The 19,686-nt window shown below is 62.4% G+C and carries 17 protein-coding genes and 1 tRNA gene; 2 read left to right on the top strand and 16 right to left on the bottom strand.

Going from position 1 to position 19,686, the window contains the following annotated elements:
- Window positions 1-2: 2 nt before the first annotated feature.
- Both tolR and HMPREF1022_RS00165 read left to right on the top strand, forming a co-directional pair.
- Window positions 3-464 carry a protein TolR gene (gene tolR, locus HMPREF1022_RS00170; RefSeq protein ID WP_009301346.1) on the top strand — a complete coding sequence of 154 codons (462 nt, stop codon included), beginning with the start codon at window positions 3-5 and terminating at the stop codon, window positions 462-464.
- A 2-nt stretch (window positions 465-466) separates the two neighbouring features.
- Complete coding sequence (locus HMPREF1022_RS00165) at window positions 467-1,153, top strand: energy transducer TonB (RefSeq protein WP_009301344.1); 687 nt, start codon at window positions 467-469, stop codon at window positions 1,151-1,153.
- 412 nt (window positions 1,154-1,565) lie between these two features.
- On the opposite strand, the gene HMPREF1022_RS00160 is transcribed toward HMPREF1022_RS00165, so the two are convergent.
- The 16 genes from HMPREF1022_RS00160 to HMPREF1022_RS00085 form a co-directional block, all read right to left on the bottom strand.
- Window positions 1,566-1,641: transfer RNA gene (locus tag HMPREF1022_RS00160), tRNA-Val, on the bottom strand.
- A 45-nt stretch (window positions 1,642-1,686) separates the two neighbouring features.
- A complete protein-coding gene (locus tag HMPREF1022_RS00155) occupies window positions 1,687-4,302 on the bottom strand; it encodes a PEP/pyruvate-binding domain-containing protein (protein WP_009301342.1) in 2,616 nt (871 codons plus the stop codon).
- A gap of 1 nt (window position 4,303) precedes the next feature.
- Window positions 4,304-4,684: a response regulator gene (locus tag HMPREF1022_RS00150; RefSeq protein ID WP_008683684.1), complete on the bottom strand. Its 381-nt coding sequence runs from the start codon at window positions 4,682-4,684 to the stop codon at window positions 4,304-4,306.
- 205 nt (window positions 4,685-4,889) lie between these two features.
- Window positions 4,890-6,632, bottom strand: a complete 1,743-nt coding sequence (locus HMPREF1022_RS00145) for a sensor histidine kinase (RefSeq protein ID WP_008683681.1) — start codon at window positions 6,630-6,632, stop codon at window positions 4,890-4,892.
- A complete protein-coding gene (locus tag HMPREF1022_RS00140; protein WP_009301340.1) occupies window positions 6,623-9,265 on the bottom strand; it encodes a PEP/pyruvate-binding domain-containing protein in 2,643 nt (880 codons plus the stop codon). The genes HMPREF1022_RS00145 and HMPREF1022_RS00140 overlap by 10 nt, the downstream gene beginning before the upstream one ends.
- A gap of 373 nt (window positions 9,266-9,638) precedes the next feature.
- Window positions 9,639-11,135 carry a FliI/YscN family ATPase gene (locus tag HMPREF1022_RS00135; RefSeq protein ID WP_009301339.1) on the bottom strand — a complete coding sequence of 499 codons (1,497 nt, stop codon included), beginning with the start codon at window positions 11,133-11,135 and terminating at the stop codon, window positions 9,639-9,641.
- Window positions 11,136-11,183: 48 nt separating this feature from the next.
- Entirely contained in the window at window positions 11,184-12,779 is a 1,596-nt protein-coding gene (locus tag HMPREF1022_RS00130; RefSeq protein ID WP_009301337.1) for a FliH/SctL family protein, read from the bottom strand.
- A gap of 136 nt (window positions 12,780-12,915) precedes the next feature.
- Window positions 12,916-13,911 carry a flagellar motor switch protein FliG gene (gene fliG / locus HMPREF1022_RS00125; protein WP_008683673.1) on the bottom strand — a complete coding sequence of 332 codons (996 nt, stop codon included), beginning with the start codon at window positions 13,909-13,911 and terminating at the stop codon, window positions 12,916-12,918.
- Window positions 13,912-14,097: 186 nt separating this feature from the next.
- Entirely contained in the window at window positions 14,098-14,316 is a 219-nt protein-coding gene (locus HMPREF1022_RS00120) for a flagellar M-ring protein FliF (protein ID WP_223299978.1), read from the bottom strand.
- Entirely contained in the window at window positions 14,297-15,943 is a 1,647-nt protein-coding gene (fliF, locus tag HMPREF1022_RS00115) for a flagellar basal-body MS-ring/collar protein FliF (RefSeq protein WP_008683669.1), read from the bottom strand. Before fliF ends, HMPREF1022_RS00120 begins: the two co-directional genes overlap by 20 nt.
- Window positions 15,944-16,344: 401 nt before the next feature.
- Complete coding sequence (gene fliE / locus HMPREF1022_RS19035) at window positions 16,345-16,791, bottom strand: flagellar hook-basal body complex protein FliE (protein ID WP_008683665.1); 447 nt, start codon at window positions 16,789-16,791, stop codon at window positions 16,345-16,347.
- A gap of 25 nt (window positions 16,792-16,816) precedes the next feature.
- The gene (gene flgC / locus HMPREF1022_RS00105; RefSeq protein WP_008683663.1) at window positions 16,817-17,257 is read right to left on the bottom strand and encodes a flagellar basal body rod protein FlgC; all 441 of its coding nucleotides are present in this window, start codon (window positions 17,255-17,257) and stop codon (window positions 16,817-16,819) included.
- 13 nt (window positions 17,258-17,270) lie between these two features.
- Window positions 17,271-17,684, bottom strand: coding sequence for a flagellar basal body rod protein FlgB (flgB, locus tag HMPREF1022_RS00100; protein WP_008683661.1), 414 nt, complete (start codon window positions 17,682-17,684; stop codon window positions 17,271-17,273).
- A 214-nt stretch (window positions 17,685-17,898) separates the two neighbouring features.
- Window positions 17,899-18,426, bottom strand: coding sequence for a 3'-5' exonuclease (locus tag HMPREF1022_RS00095; RefSeq protein WP_008683659.1), 528 nt, complete (start codon window positions 18,424-18,426; stop codon window positions 17,899-17,901).
- The gene (locus HMPREF1022_RS00090; RefSeq protein WP_008683657.1) at window positions 18,423-18,848 is read right to left on the bottom strand and encodes a hypothetical protein; all 426 of its coding nucleotides are present in this window, start codon (window positions 18,846-18,848) and stop codon (window positions 18,423-18,425) included. The genes HMPREF1022_RS00095 and HMPREF1022_RS00090 overlap by 4 nt, the downstream gene beginning before the upstream one ends.
- Before the next feature lie 307 nt (window positions 18,849-19,155).
- Window positions 19,156-19,644: a thermonuclease family protein gene (locus tag HMPREF1022_RS00085; protein ID WP_009301331.1), complete on the bottom strand. Its 489-nt coding sequence runs from the start codon at window positions 19,642-19,644 to the stop codon at window positions 19,156-19,158.
- Window positions 19,645-19,686: the final 42 nt, after the last annotated feature.

Here is a 19,686-nt window from a genome sequence, read left to right as displayed (position 1 = left end):
GCATGGCCGCTTCCTCTGACGACGATTTCGTGGCCGACATCAACGTGACTCCCTTTGTGGACGTCATGCTGGTTCTGCTCATCATCTTCATGGTCACGGCTCCCATGATGACCGAAGGCCTGGACGTGGCGCTGCCCAAGGTGGAGTCCTCCGAGGTACTGCCCACCGAAGACGATCACCTCATTCTGACGATCAAAGCCGACGGAGCGCTGTTCCTGGACGAATACGAAACGGGCCTGGCCGATCTGCCCGATGTGCTGGCCGTCCAGGTCAAGGGACAGGACCGGCAGCTTTTCGTGCGCGCTGACAAGGACGTACCCTACGGCATGGTGATGCAGGTCATGGACCGCATCCGCGGAGCGGGCATCGCCGATGTGGGACTGGTCACCACATCAACGCCGGTCGAAGAGCCCCCGGCGACTCCCGCAATGCCGGTTACGCCGACAGCCAGGGGAGGGAATTAGCCATGCGGACCGCAACCCGCGGCACAGCCCTGGCCTTCTCGCTGGGCATGCACGCCCTGCTGCTGGGCGGCTTTTTGCTGCTGGCGCGGGATGTTACCACCAGTACGGAAAGAGTCTATCGCGTGGCTCTGGCTGAACTGGCCCCAACCCCCAGCCAACCGGCACCCGTACAGGCAGCTCCCGAACCGCCCGCACCGCCTCCGCAGCCCCCGGAAGAGCCGCAACCGCAACCCAAAGAAGCGGTACAGGAAGTCCTAAAGCCGCTTCCCAAACCGGACGTGAAAAAAATCAGCCCCAAAAAGCGTGAAAAAGCAGCGCCCAAGGCGAAACCCGCCCCCACGCCCGCAGTCTCCTCCGCGCCTGCCGGACCCGTCCCCCGCAATGTGGGAGGGCTCAGCGCATATGACAACGACGCGCTGGACCAGCGGCCCAGCATCACCCGCCGGGTGGCGCCGGAATATCCCACCAAGGCGCGCCGCATGAACGTGCAGGGGACTGTAACCGTGCAACTGGTCGTGGATACCGCGGGCAAGCCACGCAACTGCGTTGTGGTCAAGGCGACCCCCGGCGGCTACTTTGAGGAAGCCGCCCTCGATGCCGCGCGCAGCATGCGCTTCGTCCCGGGCAAACTCAAGGGGCAGCCTGTGAATACGCTGGTCCAGCTGCCTTTTGCCTTCCGGCTACGCTGAACCTCCGGCAGACCTGTCAGACGAGAGACATACAGATAATGCCTATGGTCAGCAGGATTATGCCAATAGGTTTACGGCGGGAGATTTTCTGGTGGAAGGCCAGGAGGCCAATGACAAGCGCCCCGAAAATGCCGAACACGCACCATTAGGCATAGGCTACGCCGAACGGGATATCCGGCTTTGAGCTGCGCCCGATAGGCGAAAACCTCGCCCGCCCGCTCAATCTGCTCGATACGGTCTGCTCCCAACTGGCGGATTTTAACCTGGTACAGAAAACAAGCGTACCGGCATATGCGTCAGCCAAAGATATAGAAAAGCCCCTGGCAATCATGATTGCCAGGGGCTTGTGCCGTCTCATCACCCTAAAACAACAGGAGCTTGTGGTTTTACTCCCAAGCTCCTGATTTATTTATGGTAGGCAGTACAGGACTTGAACCTGTGGCCCCCGCCTTGTAAGGGCGGTGCTCCACCAGCTGAGCTAACTGCCCGTGATGCGTCAACGGCCATAGTAATATGGCAGGGGCCGGGCGCTGTCAATGCGTCTGTTTTTTCCCGGCGTTCAGGGACGTTTCGGCCAGGGCGGCCATATCCCCGGCCAGCTTTTCCCTGAGTGCCTCGGCCCTGGCGCTTTCCAGCATGATCATGTCCACCTGGCGGCTGTGAATCAGCAGATAGCCCAACAGACGTGTTTTCTTCAGAGTCTCCACAGCGCCGAAGCCTTCGGCCACGGCAAAAAGCGAATCATCCTTGACGTCCGCGCGGAAGCCGTGCCCTTCCAGCAGCCCCGCCAGCATCCGGGCGCGCAGGCGGCGGCGCTCTCGGTCCGCCGCGCCGCCCTTGAACTGGAAGTTTACGAAGTTTTCATGGCTGTCTTCTCCGGCCAGGCATTCCACGGTGCAGAAATGATAGCCGTAGCGCGCCTGCAGAATCATGTAATGCTCGCCGATGATAAAGAAGTTGCGTTCCGCCATGGTGGTGGGCGCGGTGCTTTCCAGTTCCGGATTCATGGCGCTTTCAAAAACCACGCTCATAAAGCCTGCGGCCCCGCTGACGGGCGGCCCGGCCCAAGGCACGGCCACCATGCCTTTCCAAAGGGCCAGCATGGGCCCACTGGCGATTTCGGACAAATCCACCACCGGGCCGCTGACCTGCCGGGTGAAACCGCCGCCCATGTCCACCACCCAGTACTGCAATTTGACACCGGCCTTGAGCTGCTTGCCCATGCGCCGGCCGACGCCCGCATCGTCGTCGAACATCAGCCGCACCGCCTTTTCATGGCAGAACCGGGTGATATCGTGCAGGCTCCGGCAATGTTGCGGCGCGAATTCCGGCGCGTCCGGGTCCAGCAGATGCAAGGGAGTCATGAGCCGGGCCAGCGCCTCCAGACGCAGATACACGGGGCTGCCCGCCATGAGGTTGGGCGGCGCGCTCACGGACGGGATCAACTGGGCCTGACGCCCGGCCAGAACCACATTGCGGTCCGCATCCAGGGTCACGTCACCGGCTTTTTCCAGGAGGCCGCAGGCGTCCGGCAGGCTGAAAATGGCGGGCAGACGGTATTCACGGGCCACGGAGGCCAGATGCCCGGCCATGCCGCCGGTTTCGCTGACCAAACCGGAGGCCCGCGCCAACAGCGTGGCCCAGCGGGGATAGGCCCGCTCCACCACCAGCACGCCGCCTTCGGGAAACGAGAGCATGTCCGCTTCCTTGCGGGCCACAAAGGCCGGTCCCATGCCCACGCCGGGGCTCACCGGCACGCCGCCGCCCGCCAGCACGGTCAGTCCCGGCGGCAGTTCCGCCGCCTGAACGCCCGGATTCCGCCCCCTCTCGGCCTCGCGCTCACCGTAGGCTTCGTGCCCCCTGTAGGCTTCGTGCAAAGGCCGACTCTGCAAAACCACAATGCGTCCATCCCCGGCTTCCAGGGCCCATTCCACGTCCTGCGGTTCATTGTAATATTCTTCCAGGGCCAAGGCCACGCGGGCCAGTTTGGCGGCCTGGGCGTCGGTGAGGCTGGGTGCGGCTTCCGCATCCGCCGGATGCTTTTCCAGCAGATGCGGCGGATTTTCACGGCTGAATGCAAAAACATCAGGCGTGACCGCCCCGTCCACCACGGCCTGGGGCAGACCGGACACGGCGTTGAGCACGACCCTCTCCCGCCCCTGGGAGGCGGCCACCGGATCACGGCTGTAGGCCACGCCGCCCGCCGCAGCCCGAACCATGGCCAGCACGCCCACGGACATGGGAGCCGCGTCATCCGGAATGCCGCGCTGATAGCGGTAACTCATGGCCGTGACCGCATATTTGCTGGCCACGATTTCCTTCCAGACTTCGCAGGCCTCTTCGGGAGGCACGTTGAGTTCCGAACGATACTGCCCGGCAAAGGTCACGCCCAGGGCATCCTCGCCCACGGCGCTGCTGCGCAGCGCCAGAAGCAGGTCGTCCCCGGCCCGCGCTTTCATGGCCGCCACGGCTTCGGTAATGGCCGCTTCCAGGTCCGGAGGCAGAGGCGCCGCCAGCACGCATTGCTGTAGGGCCGCGGACAGGCTGAACACTTCGTCCAGGCTGCGCATGTCCGTGGCCTGAATACGGCGCTCCAGCTCGCTCTGCAGGCCATTGTACGCCATGAAACGATAGTAGGCTGCCACCGTCACCGCAAAGCCGTCGGGCACAGCCAGGCCCACATTGGCGGCCAGCTCGCCCAGATTGGCCATTTTACCGCCAACCCTGGGCAGATCGGCCAGCCGCACCTCGGACAGAGGCAAGATCAGCGGCCCTTGCGCGAGATGCTCCGGCTGGGCCAGCAGGCGTTCCATGTCCCCCCGGATGCGGTCAAAAGCCTCCTGCAGGCGGACGTAGCCGTTGTCGGACAGAGCGTTCAGCTCGCGCACCATTTGGAACACGGCGGTCACCGCGCGGGTGCTCACGGCGCGCACATAGTCCATGCCGAAGGCTTTGGCGCCGCCGAGGCGCTCTTCCACATCGCTCATGGCTTCCAGGGCGCTTTTGTTGGCTGAAAGCAAACGCCGGAAACGCGCGCAACGCTCACGCAGGCGGGCTTTGAATTCCTCCTCGCGAGCCAATGCGGCCGAATCAGGCGCGGGCGGTTCCCCGCGGCCCAGCCAGCGGCGCAGGTGCTTCAACATGGTCATATCAGGCAGCGGAACGGGCCGCTTCCTCCATTTTGATGATCAATTCGCTGATGGACACGGGCTTGAGCATATAGTCGTAGGCGCCCAGATCCATGCCCTGCACGGCCACGCCCATGCAGGCGTGCCCGGTGAGCAGGATCACCGGCAGTTCGGGGGCCTTGGCCTTCATATGCCGCAGGGTTTCCAGGCCGTCCATACCGGGCATGCGCACATCCATGACCACCACTTTGAACATTTCCCCGCCTTCCGCCAGGACGGCACCCAGCATATCCAGGGCGCTCTGCCCGTCCGGGGCAGTGCTCACTTCCATGCCGCGCCGGGAAAGGCGCTTTTCCATTAATTGCAGGAATTCCACTTCATCGTCCACGAACAATACACGCATAGGCGCTCCTGGCTCAAAACGTTCATCTGACTTCCGACTCTGCCGTCCGCTACCGCAACGGAAATTTCAAGCCCTGAGGGTGCCGCCATGAGATGGATTTTCGTGTTATATCAAGGAGAAAGAGCCTTTTATAAAGGAAGTGTACTCTTCTGGTACTCGACCGGAATAAAAGGCGAATTCAACGTGGAAATAACCGAAAGGGCACTCATGACGACAACCTCTGATGTTGGCTGTACTCCTCAACGTCCTCTTCCTGCGGGCTTTCAGCCGGTTCAAGCGGCAACGTAATGCAAAATGTGGTGCCCTGGCCCGGTTGGCTTTGAACCTCAATCCTGCCGCCCAGCTTTTCCAGAATGGTAAAGCAGATGGCCAGCCCCAGGCCCGTGCCCTCTCCCACCTTCTTGGTGGTGAAGAAGGGGTCGAAAATGCGTTTCAGGGTTTCCTCGTCCATGCCGGGCCCGCTGTCCGTAAAAAAAATGCGCGCGCCCTGCTCGCAGGCTTCGGTGCGGATGCGCAGGCTGCCGTCCTTGCCGATGGCGTCAATGGCGTTGTCGATGATATTGATGAAGACCTGCTCCAACTGGGCCGGGTCCGACAGAATCACGGGCAGCTGCGGATCAAATTTCTTGCTGATGACGATATTACGGCTGGCGGCCTCTGTTTTGAGCATTTCCACGGCCTGGTCAGCCAGGGAATTGAGCAGTATTTCCGTCCGGCTGGGATTCATGCGGCGGCCGAAGCCCAGCATGCGCTGGGTAATGCCCTTGGCGCGCTTGACATGCTGCTCGATCTTTTCCGTGCTTTCCAAGACCTCCTGATAGTTTTTCATGCTCTCCGGTTTTTCGTCTTCCAGCAGATCCCGGATCCAGCCCGCATTCTCCTGAATCAACATCAGGGGATTGTTGACCTCATGGGCCACACCGGCGGCCATCTTGCCCAGGGCCGCCATCTTGCTGGATTGCAGCATCCGGGCGTCAATATGGGCCTGCTTCTGGTCCGAAGCGGCCAGAGAGGCCACCAAATGCCGGGTGCAGACCACCGCGCCCACACTGACCACCGCGCTGCCCAGCAGCACGAAGAGCAGGATCAGCACCTGAAGCTGGCGCAGGGGTTGCAGGCTCTCGCCCACATCGTCCACCACCACCAGCACCCAGGGCATGGAATCCAGACGCATCATGGCCGCCAGCAGGTTCTGGCCGCCCTCCTTGCCCGCGGGCGCGTCCAGGGGCATGGTCAGCATGCCGTTGTGCGCGGCCTTGAGCGAAGGCAGCTTGAACTTGCCCATGATCTTGCCGTGATACAGGGAATCGGTCTGGAGCACGCCCTGCTCGCTGACCAGGAAGGCGTCGCTGTGCTGGCCGGAATAGACCCGGCGCAACAGGGCGTCGATGGCTTCCATGTCGATGGTGGCGCGCATGATGTAGCTGCGTCCGCCTTCGTGCCGGAGCACCGCGATGATGAAATGCGGCACGTGCCGGTAGCCCATGAACACATCGCTGACATAGACGCCTTTGCGCAGCACTTCGTGGAACCAGGGGGTCTCGGCGTAATTGGCGTCGTTCAGATCATAGGGGCCCACATAGGCCACATGGCGGCCGTCCATGCCGATGATGCCCAGATCCACAAACGAGCGGCTGTTGTTCTGCATGACGCTGAAAATCTCGCTCAGTCGGGCGGGATCGCTCAATTCGGCATAGGGGTGAGTGAAGGCCAGGGTTTTGATCTGGGCCACCCGCTCCACAATGAAGGTGTCCAGGGCACGGTGCTTGCTGCTGGTCACGGCCTCCAGGCCCGCGCTGATTTTCTCGTCGTAGATATTGTTGATGCGGTCCAGGCAGAACACACCCAAAGCCGCCAGCGGCGTAAGCGCCAGCAGGAGCAGGGTCAGCAGCAGGCGGCGGTAGATGGCTCTGTAGCCCCGCAGAGGGGCGGGCGACGTCAACGGCATGGGGGCGCCTCCTGAGCGTCGGTTGCGGGCAGCGTCCGGCCCGTGAACAAATCCCGGCAATGGGCGAGCATTTCCTCGCGCCGGGCCGCCACCTGGGCCGTATCCTGCATGATCATGTCCAACTGGCGGGTATGAATGGTCATATACCCGGCCACAGCCAGCAGATGTTCGCCTTCGTCAGGGTCCATGCCTTCCAGGCGGGCGCTGACGGCGTCGTTGCGCAGCACGGGCGCGAAGCCGAATTCCCAGAGCAGATCAGCCACGAAACGCACCCGCAGGATGCGCCGTTCAATGTTTGCCGCCCCGCCGCGCAACTGGAACAGCAGATAATTTTCCTTGCTGCGCTCGCCCAGGCGCGCTTCCACCGAGACGAAATGAAAGCCGAAGCGCGAATGCAGGCTGCAATAATCACGCGAAATCATGAAATAGTTCTTTTCAGAAAAATACGCGGTCTGGGCCGCCGGGTCCAGATGCGGATTGGCCGTGGCCTCGAACAGCACGGACAAAAAGCCCTTGCCGTCCACGGGCGGCGGCCCCTGCCAGGGATGGGCGTTCATGCCGCGCCAGAGGGAGAGCATGGGCCGCGAGGCGATCCGCTCCACATCAATGACCGGCCCGGCAGGGGTGGCGGCAAAGCCGTCGCTGAGATTGACCACCCAGAATTGCTTGAGCACCGTATCCCGCAGCTGCTTGACCCGCTGGGGCGCGTACTTTTTTTCCGCGCCCAGGGCGAACATGGCGCTGACCGCCTTTTCATGGCAGTAGCGGGCGATGTCGTGGTAGGTGGCGCAGTTGGCGGCTTTGAAGTCCACGCTGTCCACATCGATGGTCAGGGGCAGAATATGGGTGGCCGCGTGCTGGAGAATGCGAAATACCGGGCTGCCCGGCATGAAGTCGCGCGGTTTCGCGGCTCCGGCCAGCAGTTCGTCCCGCCGACCGTCGTACACGCGGCCCAAATCCGCGCAGAGAGTGACTTTCCGTCCCTTGGGCAGGGTTTCCAGAGCCCCGTTCAACCCGAAAAGGGCCGGTTTGCCGAATTCGCGGGCCAGAGAGCCCAGGCGGGAGCCCAGCAGGCCGCGCTCGGCAACCAGGCCGGCGGCCCGGTCAATGAGCGAAGCCCAGAGATATCTGTCGTCGGGCAGCACCAGAATGCCGCCCTGCGGGAAGCGGCGCGCGTCCTCCCAGGTCCGGACCGGCACCACGGGCCCGCAGACCCGGCCGGGGTTGGCCGTCATGCCGCCCGCCAGCAGGGGCGACGGCAACGCGGCCTCGTCCGGAACGGGCAGGACCGACGTATCCGCCTGCGACGCCAACATCATGGGCCGTACCAGCAAAAGCCGCACCGGGGCGCCGGGGGCGCAGACCCAGGTCAACGAAAGCGGGCGGCCTTCGACATCCTCCAGGGCCAGGGCCAGTTCCGTGACCCGCAGGGCTGTGGCGTCATCCAGAACCGGATGCTCCGGGTCGTGCGGTTCGCGGCCGCGCACCTCGTGCGGCGCGCTGCGGCTCACGCGCAACAGGTCCACAGGCAGGGCGGAATATTCCATGTCCTGCGGCAGGCCGTCACAGGCATAAACATGCACATTGACGCCATGCGGCTGCAGGGGATTGCCCGTGTGGGCCAGCCCGCCCCAGGCGCCCTCCTCCACGGCCAGACAGGTCACGCAGACGCCCGCCCCGGCCTCGGTAAGGCCGCGCGCCCGCCGGTAGATCAGGGCCTGCGCCCGCTGCTTGCGGGCCAGGGTGACGTGCAGGGCATTCAGAATTTCCTTGTCCGGCGCGTCCAGCGGCACGGAGGGCCCCCAGAGCAACAGGCCGGGATCCATGACGTTTTCCGCCGCGCCCGGATCGTCGCTCTCGTTTTCACCTTCAGGAACCGGGCGCGGCCAGAGGCGACCCCGCAGCAAAAGACGCATGGGCCGTTGACATCGGTCGCGTAGAGCGCGCACCTCGGCCAGTACGGCTTCGGCCAGATCTTCGGGCAACAATGTGTTTTCCACCAGACTGCCCAAACTTTCGGACAGCTTGGACAGATGCTCCGGACCAAAACCACCCGCCGCCTGAATCCGGCGATTGATCTCGCTTTGCAGGTCGCCGCTCTGGAAAAAATGCTGACAGCCCGCCGCCGTGACCACAAAGCCGAGGGGCACGGCTTGCGGAAAACGCCCGCGCAGGCTCTCCAGACGGGCCGTGGCCGGGTCCACCAGGGCTTCCTCTCCGGCGTCGTCCAGATTCCCGTGGCCCAGCGGCAGCACCAGCGGCCCCAGCAGACAGGATTCCGGCTCATAGACTTCGGCGGCCACGGTCTTTTGCAGCTCCGCGAAACGTGCATAGAGCGCCGGGCCGGGGGTGGGATCCAGGCGTTCCAATTGCTGGATGCACTGAAAGACCTGGGTGGCGACCCTGGTGCAGAGCGCGCGGACGCGGTACAGGCCGAAGGGGTGATCGCAACAGAGCGTATACTCCACTTCGGTCATGGTTTCCTGAAACTTATTCCAGGCGGTGAGAAAGAGCTTGAAGGAGTGATGGCGCAGGGCGAAAAAACGCTCGGCTTCGCCGACGTCGGACGCGGCCCCGCCGGAGGCTTTTTTTGTGGAGCGCGTGAGAAAACCCAACAGACGGGAAAGGGACATGGCGACTCCGTCGGCGGTTCTGCCGCCCCGTGAGGGTGGATGCGCATGCCGCGCGCCAAGCCGCGCCGCGTTGCTCCGCCGGATTGCGGGGATTGTTTTTTCTAGCACAATCTCCGAACCGCTTCAAGAGAGGTCCCGACGAAGAGAGAGGGCACATCTGTGCGAAGGCCGTCAGGGCTTGCCGCACGGACGCGGCATGCCCCCAAGGCGGGCCGCCCAGGCTGCTCAGGGGGTGTCGTCATGAGATGGATTTTTGTGTTATATCAAGGAGAAAGAGCCTTTTATGAGGAGAGTGCACTCTTCTGGTACTTGACCGGAATAAAAGGCGAATTCAACGCAGAGATAATCGAAAAGACACTCATGGCGACATCCCCTAGCCCTGCGGCAGGGGCGCCACCCGGGCGCCTCCGGGCAACGGCGCGGGTGCCTCGGGCCGACCCACCTCGGCCAGGGCCCGCATCTGCGCCATGCACTGCTCCAGAAACTGCGGGTCGCCCACATCCTGGCAGAGAAAGGCGTTGATGTCCGGCATGGCGGCAATGGCTTCGTCTATTTCCGCATTGCTGCCCCTGGCATAGGCCCCGATATTGACCATGTCCTCCACCCGGCGGAAGGTGCTCATGCGCCGGGTGATCACCCGCCCGGCCAGCACATCTTCCCTCTGGCAGATGTCCGAACGCAGACGACTGATGGAGCGCAGCACGTCGATGGCCGGAAAATGCCCCTGGTCCGCCAGATCACGGGTGAGCACGATATGCCCGTCCAGAATGGAACGCACCGAGTCGGCAATGGGTTCGTTGAAGTCGTCGCCGTCCACCAGGACGGTGTAAATGCCGGTGATGGTGCCTTTGGCCGAGCGCCCGGCGCGTTCCAGCAGTTTGGGCAGCTGGGCGAAGACCGAGGGGGTGTAGCCCTTGGTGGTGGGCGGCTCGCCCACGGCCAGGCCCACTTCGCGCGCGGCCATGGCAAAACGGGTCACGGAATCCATCATCAAGAGCACGTCCATGCCCTTGTCGCGGAAATATTCGGCCACGGCCGTGGCCGCGTAGGCCGCGCGCATACGCACCAGTGGGGACTGGTCCGAGGTGGCGATGACCAGCACCGAGCGGGCCATGCCCTCGGGGCCCAGGTCCCGTTCCATGAATTCCACCACTTCGCGGCCGCGCTCGCCGATCAGGGCGATGACGTTGACGCCGGCCCTGGTATAGCGGGCCATCATGCCCATGAGCGTGGATTTGCCCACGCCGGAACCGGCCATAATGCCCACGCGCTGTCCCTTGCCCAGGGTCAGCAGGCTGTTGATGGAGCGCACGCCCACGTCCAGAATGTCCGTAATGCGCGGACGCTGCAACGGGCTGGGCGGGTCGGCGTAAATGGGGGTCAGCTCGGGATGCCACTGGGCTCTGGCCTTTATGGCCCATTCCGGCGTGAAAGGGGCCTGGATTTCCAGCTGGCGCTGAAAGTCGGCCTGGCCCCGATCCCCGGCGGGCAGGGGCGAGGTGTAGATTTCCGCGCTCACGGGCGGCCCGGCGTCCAGGGGCGTGCCGAAGGCGTCAAAAGCCCGGCCCAGCAGCTCCGGCCCCACGGGAAAAACCGGCGGCAAGCTGGTATTGCGGATGAGGCTGCCCGGCCGGATGCCGCGCATGTCCCCGTAGGGCATGAACAACAGATTGCCGTCACGGAAACCCACCACTTCGGCGGCGATGCCCTCGCTTTCCCCGTCGGGGAGCATATGGCAGACCGCGCCCAGGGGGGCGCGCAATCCGCCGCCCTCGGCCACCAGGCCAACCACCTTGTTGACCTTGCCGAACAGCCGGATGGGATTGCTGGTGCGCAACAGCTGGGAACAGGCGCGCGGGTCCAGTTTCATGACGTTCTTACTCCAGATCCGCCGCTAGAGCAGTTCAAGTGTTAAATTCTACTTGCCATCCGCGCCCGGCAAAAAACCGCCATTGGAAAGCACCTCGCGCTCGTCCCCGTTCTCCACGGGAAAGAGCTCTTCCTCCAGCTCCGCGAGGCTGGGATTTTCCTTGGCCGAAGCGTCGGGCGTATCTGGGGCCGCGTCAAATACGGCCGCAGCCGCCGTACCTTCGTAGCCGCCCGTATCAGCTTCGGGCCGGGCGGCGGCAGAGGGAGCGGCTTTGATACGGGGCCCTTCCTCGCCCAAAGGGGGCAGCCAGGCTTCGGGTAAATCTTCGGGCAAATCCTCGGCCAAAACATTGGGCTGTACGCCCGCATCCATGGGCGGCGCGGGTTCGGGCCGTACTTCCTGTACCTGGGGGGCAGGGGAAATTTCGTCTTCCGGCTCCGGTGCGACCGAGGTCGGCGGCGTTGCCGCGCGGCCAGGTTCGGACTCTTCCGCAGAAATGGAGGCCGCGCCGGGCTCAGGCGCTGACGGGGCCGCAGGGACGGGCGCTGGAGGCTGTATCGCCCCGGGAACGGCAGCTTCCTGGGGCAGGTCCGGTTCGAAGTCGGATTCAGAGGCCGTATCAACAGCGGGCACAGCTTCCGGCTCAGGGATAATCTCGGAAGCAGCATCAGGGGCGGCCTCAGGCGAATGGTCCGGCTCGGGCGCGAGCGTCGCGATTCTGCGTACTTCGCGCTCCACCAGCTCATGCACGGCGGGCGCGTCCTTTTCCTCGTCCTCGCGCACGGGCAAAGCCAGATGGCTCAGAATGCCGTCCACCAGATCCCGGAAATGCTCGCGCCGACTGTCCACGCTGCCGCTGACGCTTTCAGCCACCAGGCCGCCGCGTTCAACGGCCGTGTCGCCGTTGACGATCCATTGCTTGAGTTCCGGCGCGCGCTCGCGCGCGGCCATGAACATGTCGCTGACCGTGGCCTCATCCTCGGGATTGACGCGTACGGTCACGGTAGCCCGGTCTTCCAGCAGATTCAGGGCCTCCAGAACCAGGGAGCGCAAAATGGCCACATGCTCTTTGTCCAGCAACCAGCCCGTGCCCGCGCCGACGGCCGTCCGCACCAGCTCCACCAGTTCCTCGCGCCAGGAATCGCCGATGGCCTGCCGCTGGGCGTCAATAGCGCGCAGCACCACGGCCAGGGACTGCCCCAGATCCGCGCGGAATTCCCTGAGTTCATCCCCGGCCTGATCCATACCGGCCTGAAAGCCCTCGTCGTGGGCCGCCTCGCGGATGCGTTCGGCCTCTTCACGCGCGGCCCTGGCCGCGGCCAGTTCCGCAGCGGCCTGCTCCTGGGCGGCTTTGCCCGCCGCCTTGAGGGCTTCGCCTTCGCGGACCAGTTTTTGGCGCTCGGCTTCGGCCTCGGCCTTGGCCTCTTCCAACACTTTCTGGCGTTCGGCATAGGCAGCGCCGAGAATCTCGCGCGCCCGGTCCGCCGCCCTGGCGCGCACCCGCTCCAGATAATCTTCCTGCTGCTCCCGCTTGAGCCGCTCGCGGCGCATGGGCTCCTGCATGGCGTCCAGTTGCTCCACGGTGGCTTCGCGCTCCCCCATGAAGATGGTGCCCCATTTTTTGCGCAATTCGTCTGACGCCATGGCCGCTTCCCGCAGTTACAGATTGAGCCGCCGCCGGGGCCGCACGAAGATTGGAGCATTTCAACGTTGAAAATGTTGAAATGCTCTGGTGGCGGCGTCAGCTTTGAAATGCAGTGCATTTCAAAGCTGATCCGCTCTAGACGAAAACCTCGCCCGCGCCCCGGCTGACCACCACCTTGTTTTCGGCTTCCAGGCGGCGCACGATCTTGACGATGTTCTGCTGGGCGGTTTCCACGTCCGAGAGTTTGGTGGGCCCCATGAATTCCAGCTCCTCGCGGATCATGTTGCCCGCGCGCTCGGACATGTTCTTGAAAAACTTGTCCTTAAGGTCGTCGCTGGCGCCGCGCAGGGCCAGGGTAAGATCCTCGTTGGAAATCTCCTTGAGCAGTTCGCGCACGCCCCGGTCGTCGATATTCTTGCAGTCCTCGAAGACGAACATGAGGTTGCGGATGTCCTCGGCCATCTGGGCGGAGTCTTCCTCGATTTCCGACAGCACTTCCTCTTCCGTGGCACGGTCCACGGCGTTGAGGATTTCGGCCACGGACTGCACGCCGCCCACCTTCTTGCCTTCCTTGCCGCCCATGGCGATAAGCTGGCTGGTGAGCACCTTGTCCACTTCCATAAGCATGTCTTCGGGCACGGATTCCAGTTTGGCCAGACGCGTGAGCACTTCGGAGCGCACGCCGGCGGGCAGGCTTGTCAACAAATTGGCGGCCTGGTCCGGATTGAGGTGGCCCATGATCAGGGCCAGGGTCTGGGGATGCTCATTGCGCAGGATCTGCGAGAGCAGACGCGGGCTGACCTGTTCCAGTTCCCGGAAAGGCGCGGGGCCGGTATCCAGACTCAGGGAGTCCATGACATATTTGGCGGTTTCCGGATCCAGATTCTTGACCAGCAGACGCTTCACGGTATCGCTGCCGCCGGAGATCATATCCACGCCGTCCACCAGGGATTCATGGAACTCGCGCAGCACTTCCTCCACGGTTTCCCTGGGCACGGGCTCCAGTTCCACAATGGCTTTGGAGACGTCGGCTATTTCCTGCCGCTCCATGCGCTTGAAGACGTCAGCCGTAAATTTGTCGCCCATGGCGAGCAACAGCACGGCAATACGCTGATGGCCGGTCAACTCCATCCCCTACTCCTTAAAAGTAATTACACTTGAGATTTCCGCTTGACGGCGGGCAAAGCCCGCCTACGGAAATCTCGCGAGCCTTGCTCCACTTCGTCTCGCAAGGCCGAGCATTTTAACAGTAAAGAGAATTTCATGGTGAAAAATGCTCTAAAGCTCGGGTACACGCGCACAGGAGGGCGTCCGTTGTTATTTTTCCCTGTCCTCAAGCCAGCGCCGGATCAGCCGGACAGCCTGGTCCATGTGCTGCTCCGTGAAGTGGAAGAGGCGCAATTTCAACTCCTCCACCCGCTGGTTGGTTTCCTTCTGGGCATGCCGCAAAGCCTTGAGTTCGGCCAGGGAAGGCAGGCGGGACGTCCCCCCGCCCCCGGACGGCAGCGATTTAAGATCAGGCCTTTGCTGTTTCATCATTCCTCATCCATCCGCGCACCAAGGTCACCACCTGTTCCATGTGATTGTCGGAAAGGGTAAAGATGTGCGCTTTCAGGGCTTCAATATCCTTGAACACCAACTCGCCGTCATCCTCTTCCTGTTCGGGACCTTCCTCGTCGGCCTTGGCCGCTTCCTCCAGGGCTTCGTACAGGGCAAGCTGTTCCTCGGCCGCGGGCAGGCCTTCCAGGCCTTCCACCATTTCCCCGGCTTCCACCTTGGGCCGGATCAGTGCCAGCACCACGGGCCGCACGATCAGCATCAGGAAGAGGAAGGCCAGCAGGGCATTAAGCAACGGTTTGCCCAGACGCTCGGCGTAATCGGCCAGCAAGTCGGCGAAATTGGGGTCCTTGGGCGGTTCCGAATCGGTAAAGGGAGCGGAACTCACCTCCAGCAAGTCGCCGCGCCCCTTGTCCAGGCCCACGGCGTTGGAAACCAGCTGCCGCACGCGATCCAGCTCTTCCGCCTTGCGGGGCACAAAGGACCATTTGCCGTCAGCCTTTTCATACGTCCCATCAATGATAACCGCAACGGTCAGGCGGCGCAAATCCCCCACATTGGCGACGATCTGCTGCTCTTCCTTGTTGATTTCGTAGTTGGTGGTGCGGGTTTCGCGGGTGCCGTTCTGGTCCGAAACGGAGCCGGTGATGCCGTCGCCGCGAAAATTGGTGTCCGGCGCGCCCGCTTCAAGATTGGCCCGGCCCTGCTGGCTTTCCTCACTGCGCTGTTCGCTGCGCACGGCGGTTTTTTCAGGGTCGAAAAATTCCCGGCGAATGGTTTTCTGGCTGAAATCCATGTCCGCGTTGACCTTGGCGATGACCCGGCCCGGCCCGAAAAGGGGTTGCAGCATTTCCTCAATGCGCCGTTCCAGATTGCGCTGCACCTGAAGGCGATGCTCCATCTGGGTGCTGCTGGCCCCGGCCAGACTGTCTTCTTCCGGCTGATAGAGCACCTTGCCGCCGTTATCCGTGATGGACACATGGCCCTTGTCCAGGCCTTCCACGGCCATAAGCATCATATTCAGGATGGCGCTGATTTCTTTCTGATCGGGCTTGCTGTTGGGATTGGTCAGTTTGAGCACCACCGAGGCCGAGGGGGACTGGCGCTCCTCCACAAAAAGACTGCGCTGGGGGATGACCAAATGCACACGGGCGCTTTCCACGCTGGGGAATTCACTGATGGTGCGCGAAAGTTCGCCCTGGAGCGCGCGGGTGTAGTTGATTTTCTGCACAAAGTCGGTCTGGCCCACCTTGACCTTGTCAAAAATTTCAAAGCCGATGCCCTGCCCCACCAGACCGCCTTCTCCGGCGATCTTGATGCGCTGGTCGTAGACCACTTCCTTGGGCACCATGATGGTGGCCCCGTTGTCGGCCAGCTGATAGGGAATTTTGTCGGTCTGCAGGGCCTTGACCACATGGCTGGCGTCTTCCGCCCCCAGATTGGAATAGAGCACGCGGTATTCTGGTCGGCCCACCCAGACCGAGAGTCCGATGACAGCCGCGAGCAGCGCCACCGCGCCGCCTGCCACGGCCACGCGCTGAATGACGCTCATCTTGCTCCAGATTCCCTTCAGAGTGTCCACGAAATTCGCAATGAAAGCGGGCATGGCGTTTCCCCCGGTCCTTTCTCAGTCTTTCCGGCAGCAAGCCGGGCATTGCCCAGGAATAGCAATTGCCATGCCAATTCTTAACTCATTGAAAAACAACAATATTTAATAAAATACAAGGCGAGTCGTCCCGATTGTTCAAATTTGTGACGCAAGACCTGAAAACAGTCAGCCTCGCGCCGGACACGGACGCGAGGCTGACTGTTGTGCGGAAAGAAATTTTTTTATCGTGTGGGAAATGCGGACCTGTCGTAGGAAAGCGTCGTCACGAGATAGATTTTCGTGTTATATCAAGGAAAACAAGCCCGCTTTAAAGGAGTGTACTCTTATGGTACTCGACTGAAAAAGCGGGCGAAAGTTTGACGCAGAGATAACCGAAAAGATACTCGTGACGGCACTTTCTAGAATTGCATCTTGGAAATTTCCTTATACGCCTCCAACACCTTGCCGCGCACGGCGCTGGTCAGCTTCATGGCCAGGCTGGATTTCTGCATGGTGATCATCAGCTCATGCACGTTCTGGCTACGGCCCGAGGCGAAGTCGTCAATGGCCTGGGCCTTGGCGCTCTGCAGCTCATTGACCTTGTTCAGCGAGCCTTTGATCGTGTCGCCGAAGCTGTTGGACGGCGTGACGGGCGTGTGCTGCTGGTCGGGGTAGCGGATGAAATCGGCCTGCGCGCCGAAAGTCTCCCCTTTGTCCACGCTGTCACGCAGCAGGCTCTGGTCCAGGGTGTGGGAAAACAAGGTCTGTTTGCCCACGGGCATGCCCTGCTTGAGGGAGCCGTCCACCTTGTTGAAGTGCTGCAACGCATCGCTGTAGGCCCGCAAGCCCAGTGCCTGAACGCTCATGACATACTCCTATCGACTGCACGGCCTATGACTTGCCGATTTCCAGAGCCTTGTTGTACATGCCCTTGATGGCTTCCACGGTGGTGACATTGGCTTCGTAATTGCGCTGGGCGCTCATCAGATTGGCCATTTCCTCCACCACATTGATGTCCGGATACGAAACATAGCCCTCGGCGTTGGCGTCGGGATGCCCAGGCTCATAGACCTGCTTGAGCGGGCGCTTGTCCATGGTCACGGCCATGACGCGCACGCCCTTGAGCTCGCGGTCCAGGGCCGAGCGCATGTGCACGGAAAAAGGATCGTCCACGTCCGTTGCCGCCTGCACCACGGTGCGCCGCCGGTAGGGGCCGCCCTGGGGCGTGCGCGTGGTTTTGGCGTTGGCCAGGTTCATGGAGATGGTGTTGATACGGGTGCGGTCCGCCGTCAGTCCGGAAGCGCCGATATCGAGTGCGGTCAGAAAATCCATAACGATCTCCCGGCTAAGCCTGCTTGCCGTCCTGGATTATGGTGGACATGCCTTCGAAGGTTTTGCTCATGATCTGGGTAAGCGCGGTGTATTGCAGCTGGTTCTTGGCGTGCTTGGCCATTTCCTTGTCCAGGCTGACGCGGTCCTCGCCGTGGATCTGGCGCGGCTTGAACTGCTTGGACCATTCAGGGCCGAAATTGTCCGGATTAAAGGCCGCCGGCATATGCCCTTCGCTGGTGGCGCTCATGCGCCCCTTCATGTCCAGGCCCAGCGCGCTTTGCAGTTCTTTTTCAAAAGCCAGCTCGCGCGGCTTGTAGTTGGGCGTTTCCACGTTGGCCAGGTTGCTGGTGATCACGTTCTGCCGCTGCAGCTGCATATCCATGACCCGGCTGACAAGACCGATCTGGCTGTTGAACATACTTTTCATAAAGCCTCCCGCATTCCCGACAGGAATGCCTGCCCCGGAGAAGCAAAGTTTGTTCCACAGTCTGTTTTATGTGCGAATTCAGATAATTGCAGATAAAAAATAAAAGCCGCGCCAAGGTTTTGGCGCGGCCGAAGTTCCTTCGGAACGGGAACAGGATGCGGCGAGAGTCAGGACTCCGGCAAGGGCGTTTTTCCGAACAGGCACATGGCGCCGCTCAGAGGCGCATCTGGGCGTCCGTGACGCCCAGGCCGCGCAGCCGCAGATAGACTTCGGCGCAGGCCTGCGCGTCGGAGGCGGCGTTGTGGTGTTTGAGCGCGATGCCGAAATACTCGCAGACCAGATTGAGTTTTTTGGACGGCAGGGGCAGGCTGCGCCGCGAACCTTTCAGGGTGCAGAGAAAAGGCGCCTCCGGCGCGGGCAGACCGGCGGCACGGCAACAGGCAAGGAGCACGCGCCGGTCAAAGGAGGCGTTGTGCGCCAGCAGAAAATGCGCTCCGCACAATATCGCGCCCGCTTCCGGCCAGGCCTGGGCGAAGGAGGGAGCGTCCCTGAGCATGGGCCAGGTCAGGCCGTGAATTTCCGTAAACAGCACGCGCGCGGACGGCGGCCGCAACAGACGGTAAAAGCAATCCGTAACGCGGCCGTCCTCAATGCGCGCAAGGCCCACAGCGCAGGCGCTGTGGGCCGCATAGCCGGACGTTTCAAAATCAATGGCCACACAGGGGCCGCTCAGTACGCTCATGCCCCGGCGGCAGCGGCACGGGCGGCTTCGGCCAGACGGGCGGCGATATACGCGCGCATGGCCGCGTCGTCCTCATCCAGGTTGAAGCAGCAGGCGTCCTCGCCCATCAGGCCCTCGGGCACGTAATCGCCCTTTTCGTCCGGATCCGTAATCATGTCGGCGTAAAAGCAGACGGACAGCCAGCGGCTTTCCGGTTCGTCGTCCACCACGTCCACCAGCACGAAAAGCTCGCGCTTCCGCTGCGCCTCATGCCGGGCGCGCAGGGAATAACTGATGCCCGGCCGGGCCTTGAAATCCAGGCTCACGCCGGACAGGCCCACGAGAAAGTCCTTGTAGACCACGAAAGCCTCTTTGGCCTTCAACGGATCAGCCTGCCAGTTGTCCAGAAAATCCCGCACGTCCTGCGGGCACACAGCGCTCATATCCACTCCTTGCATTTTAGAACAATTTCATTTTGAAATTGCCCTGCTGACGCGAAAACGGCAGCCGCCACAAAGACCGACCCGACGGGCGGCCCGCAGGGCCGTGCCTGTAGCCCAAAGGGCGTACAGGCATCGAGAGCAACGCGGCTTGGATTCCGGCGAAGCGACCGAAGGCAGCCCGAAGGACTTCCCCGTTGCGACAACGGAGCCATACGGGGAGCGACAGCAACGATAACCACGTTTTTCGCCAGAATGCCGACTTTGAAATTTATAAAATTTCAAAGTTACTCTGCTCCAGGCCCGCCGCTCACCGGCTCCACTGCCAGGGCGGCGTGCTCATATTCAGGCCCCAGAGACCACGCCGGTCCACAACGGCCTGATGCTCCTGAATGTACCAGCGGCGGCAGAACATGGCCTTGCACGTCGAACGGTTCACCCAGGCCAGGCCCTCGACCAAAAGCTGGTAATTGACGGATGTTCCGGCAACCTGGACAAGGGCGCTCACCGCGCCCTTGTCGTCCTCGCCCACGCTGTCCACGCCCACCTTGGTGCCCTTGGGCATCAGGCGGAGCAGAAAGTCCCGCGCATCGGGGCCGAAGGGCTGGCTCAGGGAGGGCGCGTCAATGCCGTAAAAACGGAGAATGGTGGTAGGTTCGTCCCTGTCCGCCTTTTCGCTGACCGAGACGGTGTTGCCGTCCTCCACCCGCACCACATAAGCATCCCAGGCGCGTGCGTCAGGGCAGAGCCAAAGGAAAAGAAAAATGACCAGCAAACAGGCTCCGGCCCGCATACTCATGCGCCCTCCTCTGCCGCCGAAATATCGGCGGCGACGTCGCGT

This window comes from Desulfovibrio sp. 6_1_46AFAA (assembly GCF_000224635.1).
In the GTDB taxonomy this organism is placed as follows: Bacteria; Desulfobacterota; Desulfovibrionia; order Desulfovibrionales; family Desulfovibrionaceae; genus Desulfovibrio; species Desulfovibrio fairfieldensis.
This window is presented reverse-complemented; position numbering and strand designations above follow the sequence as displayed.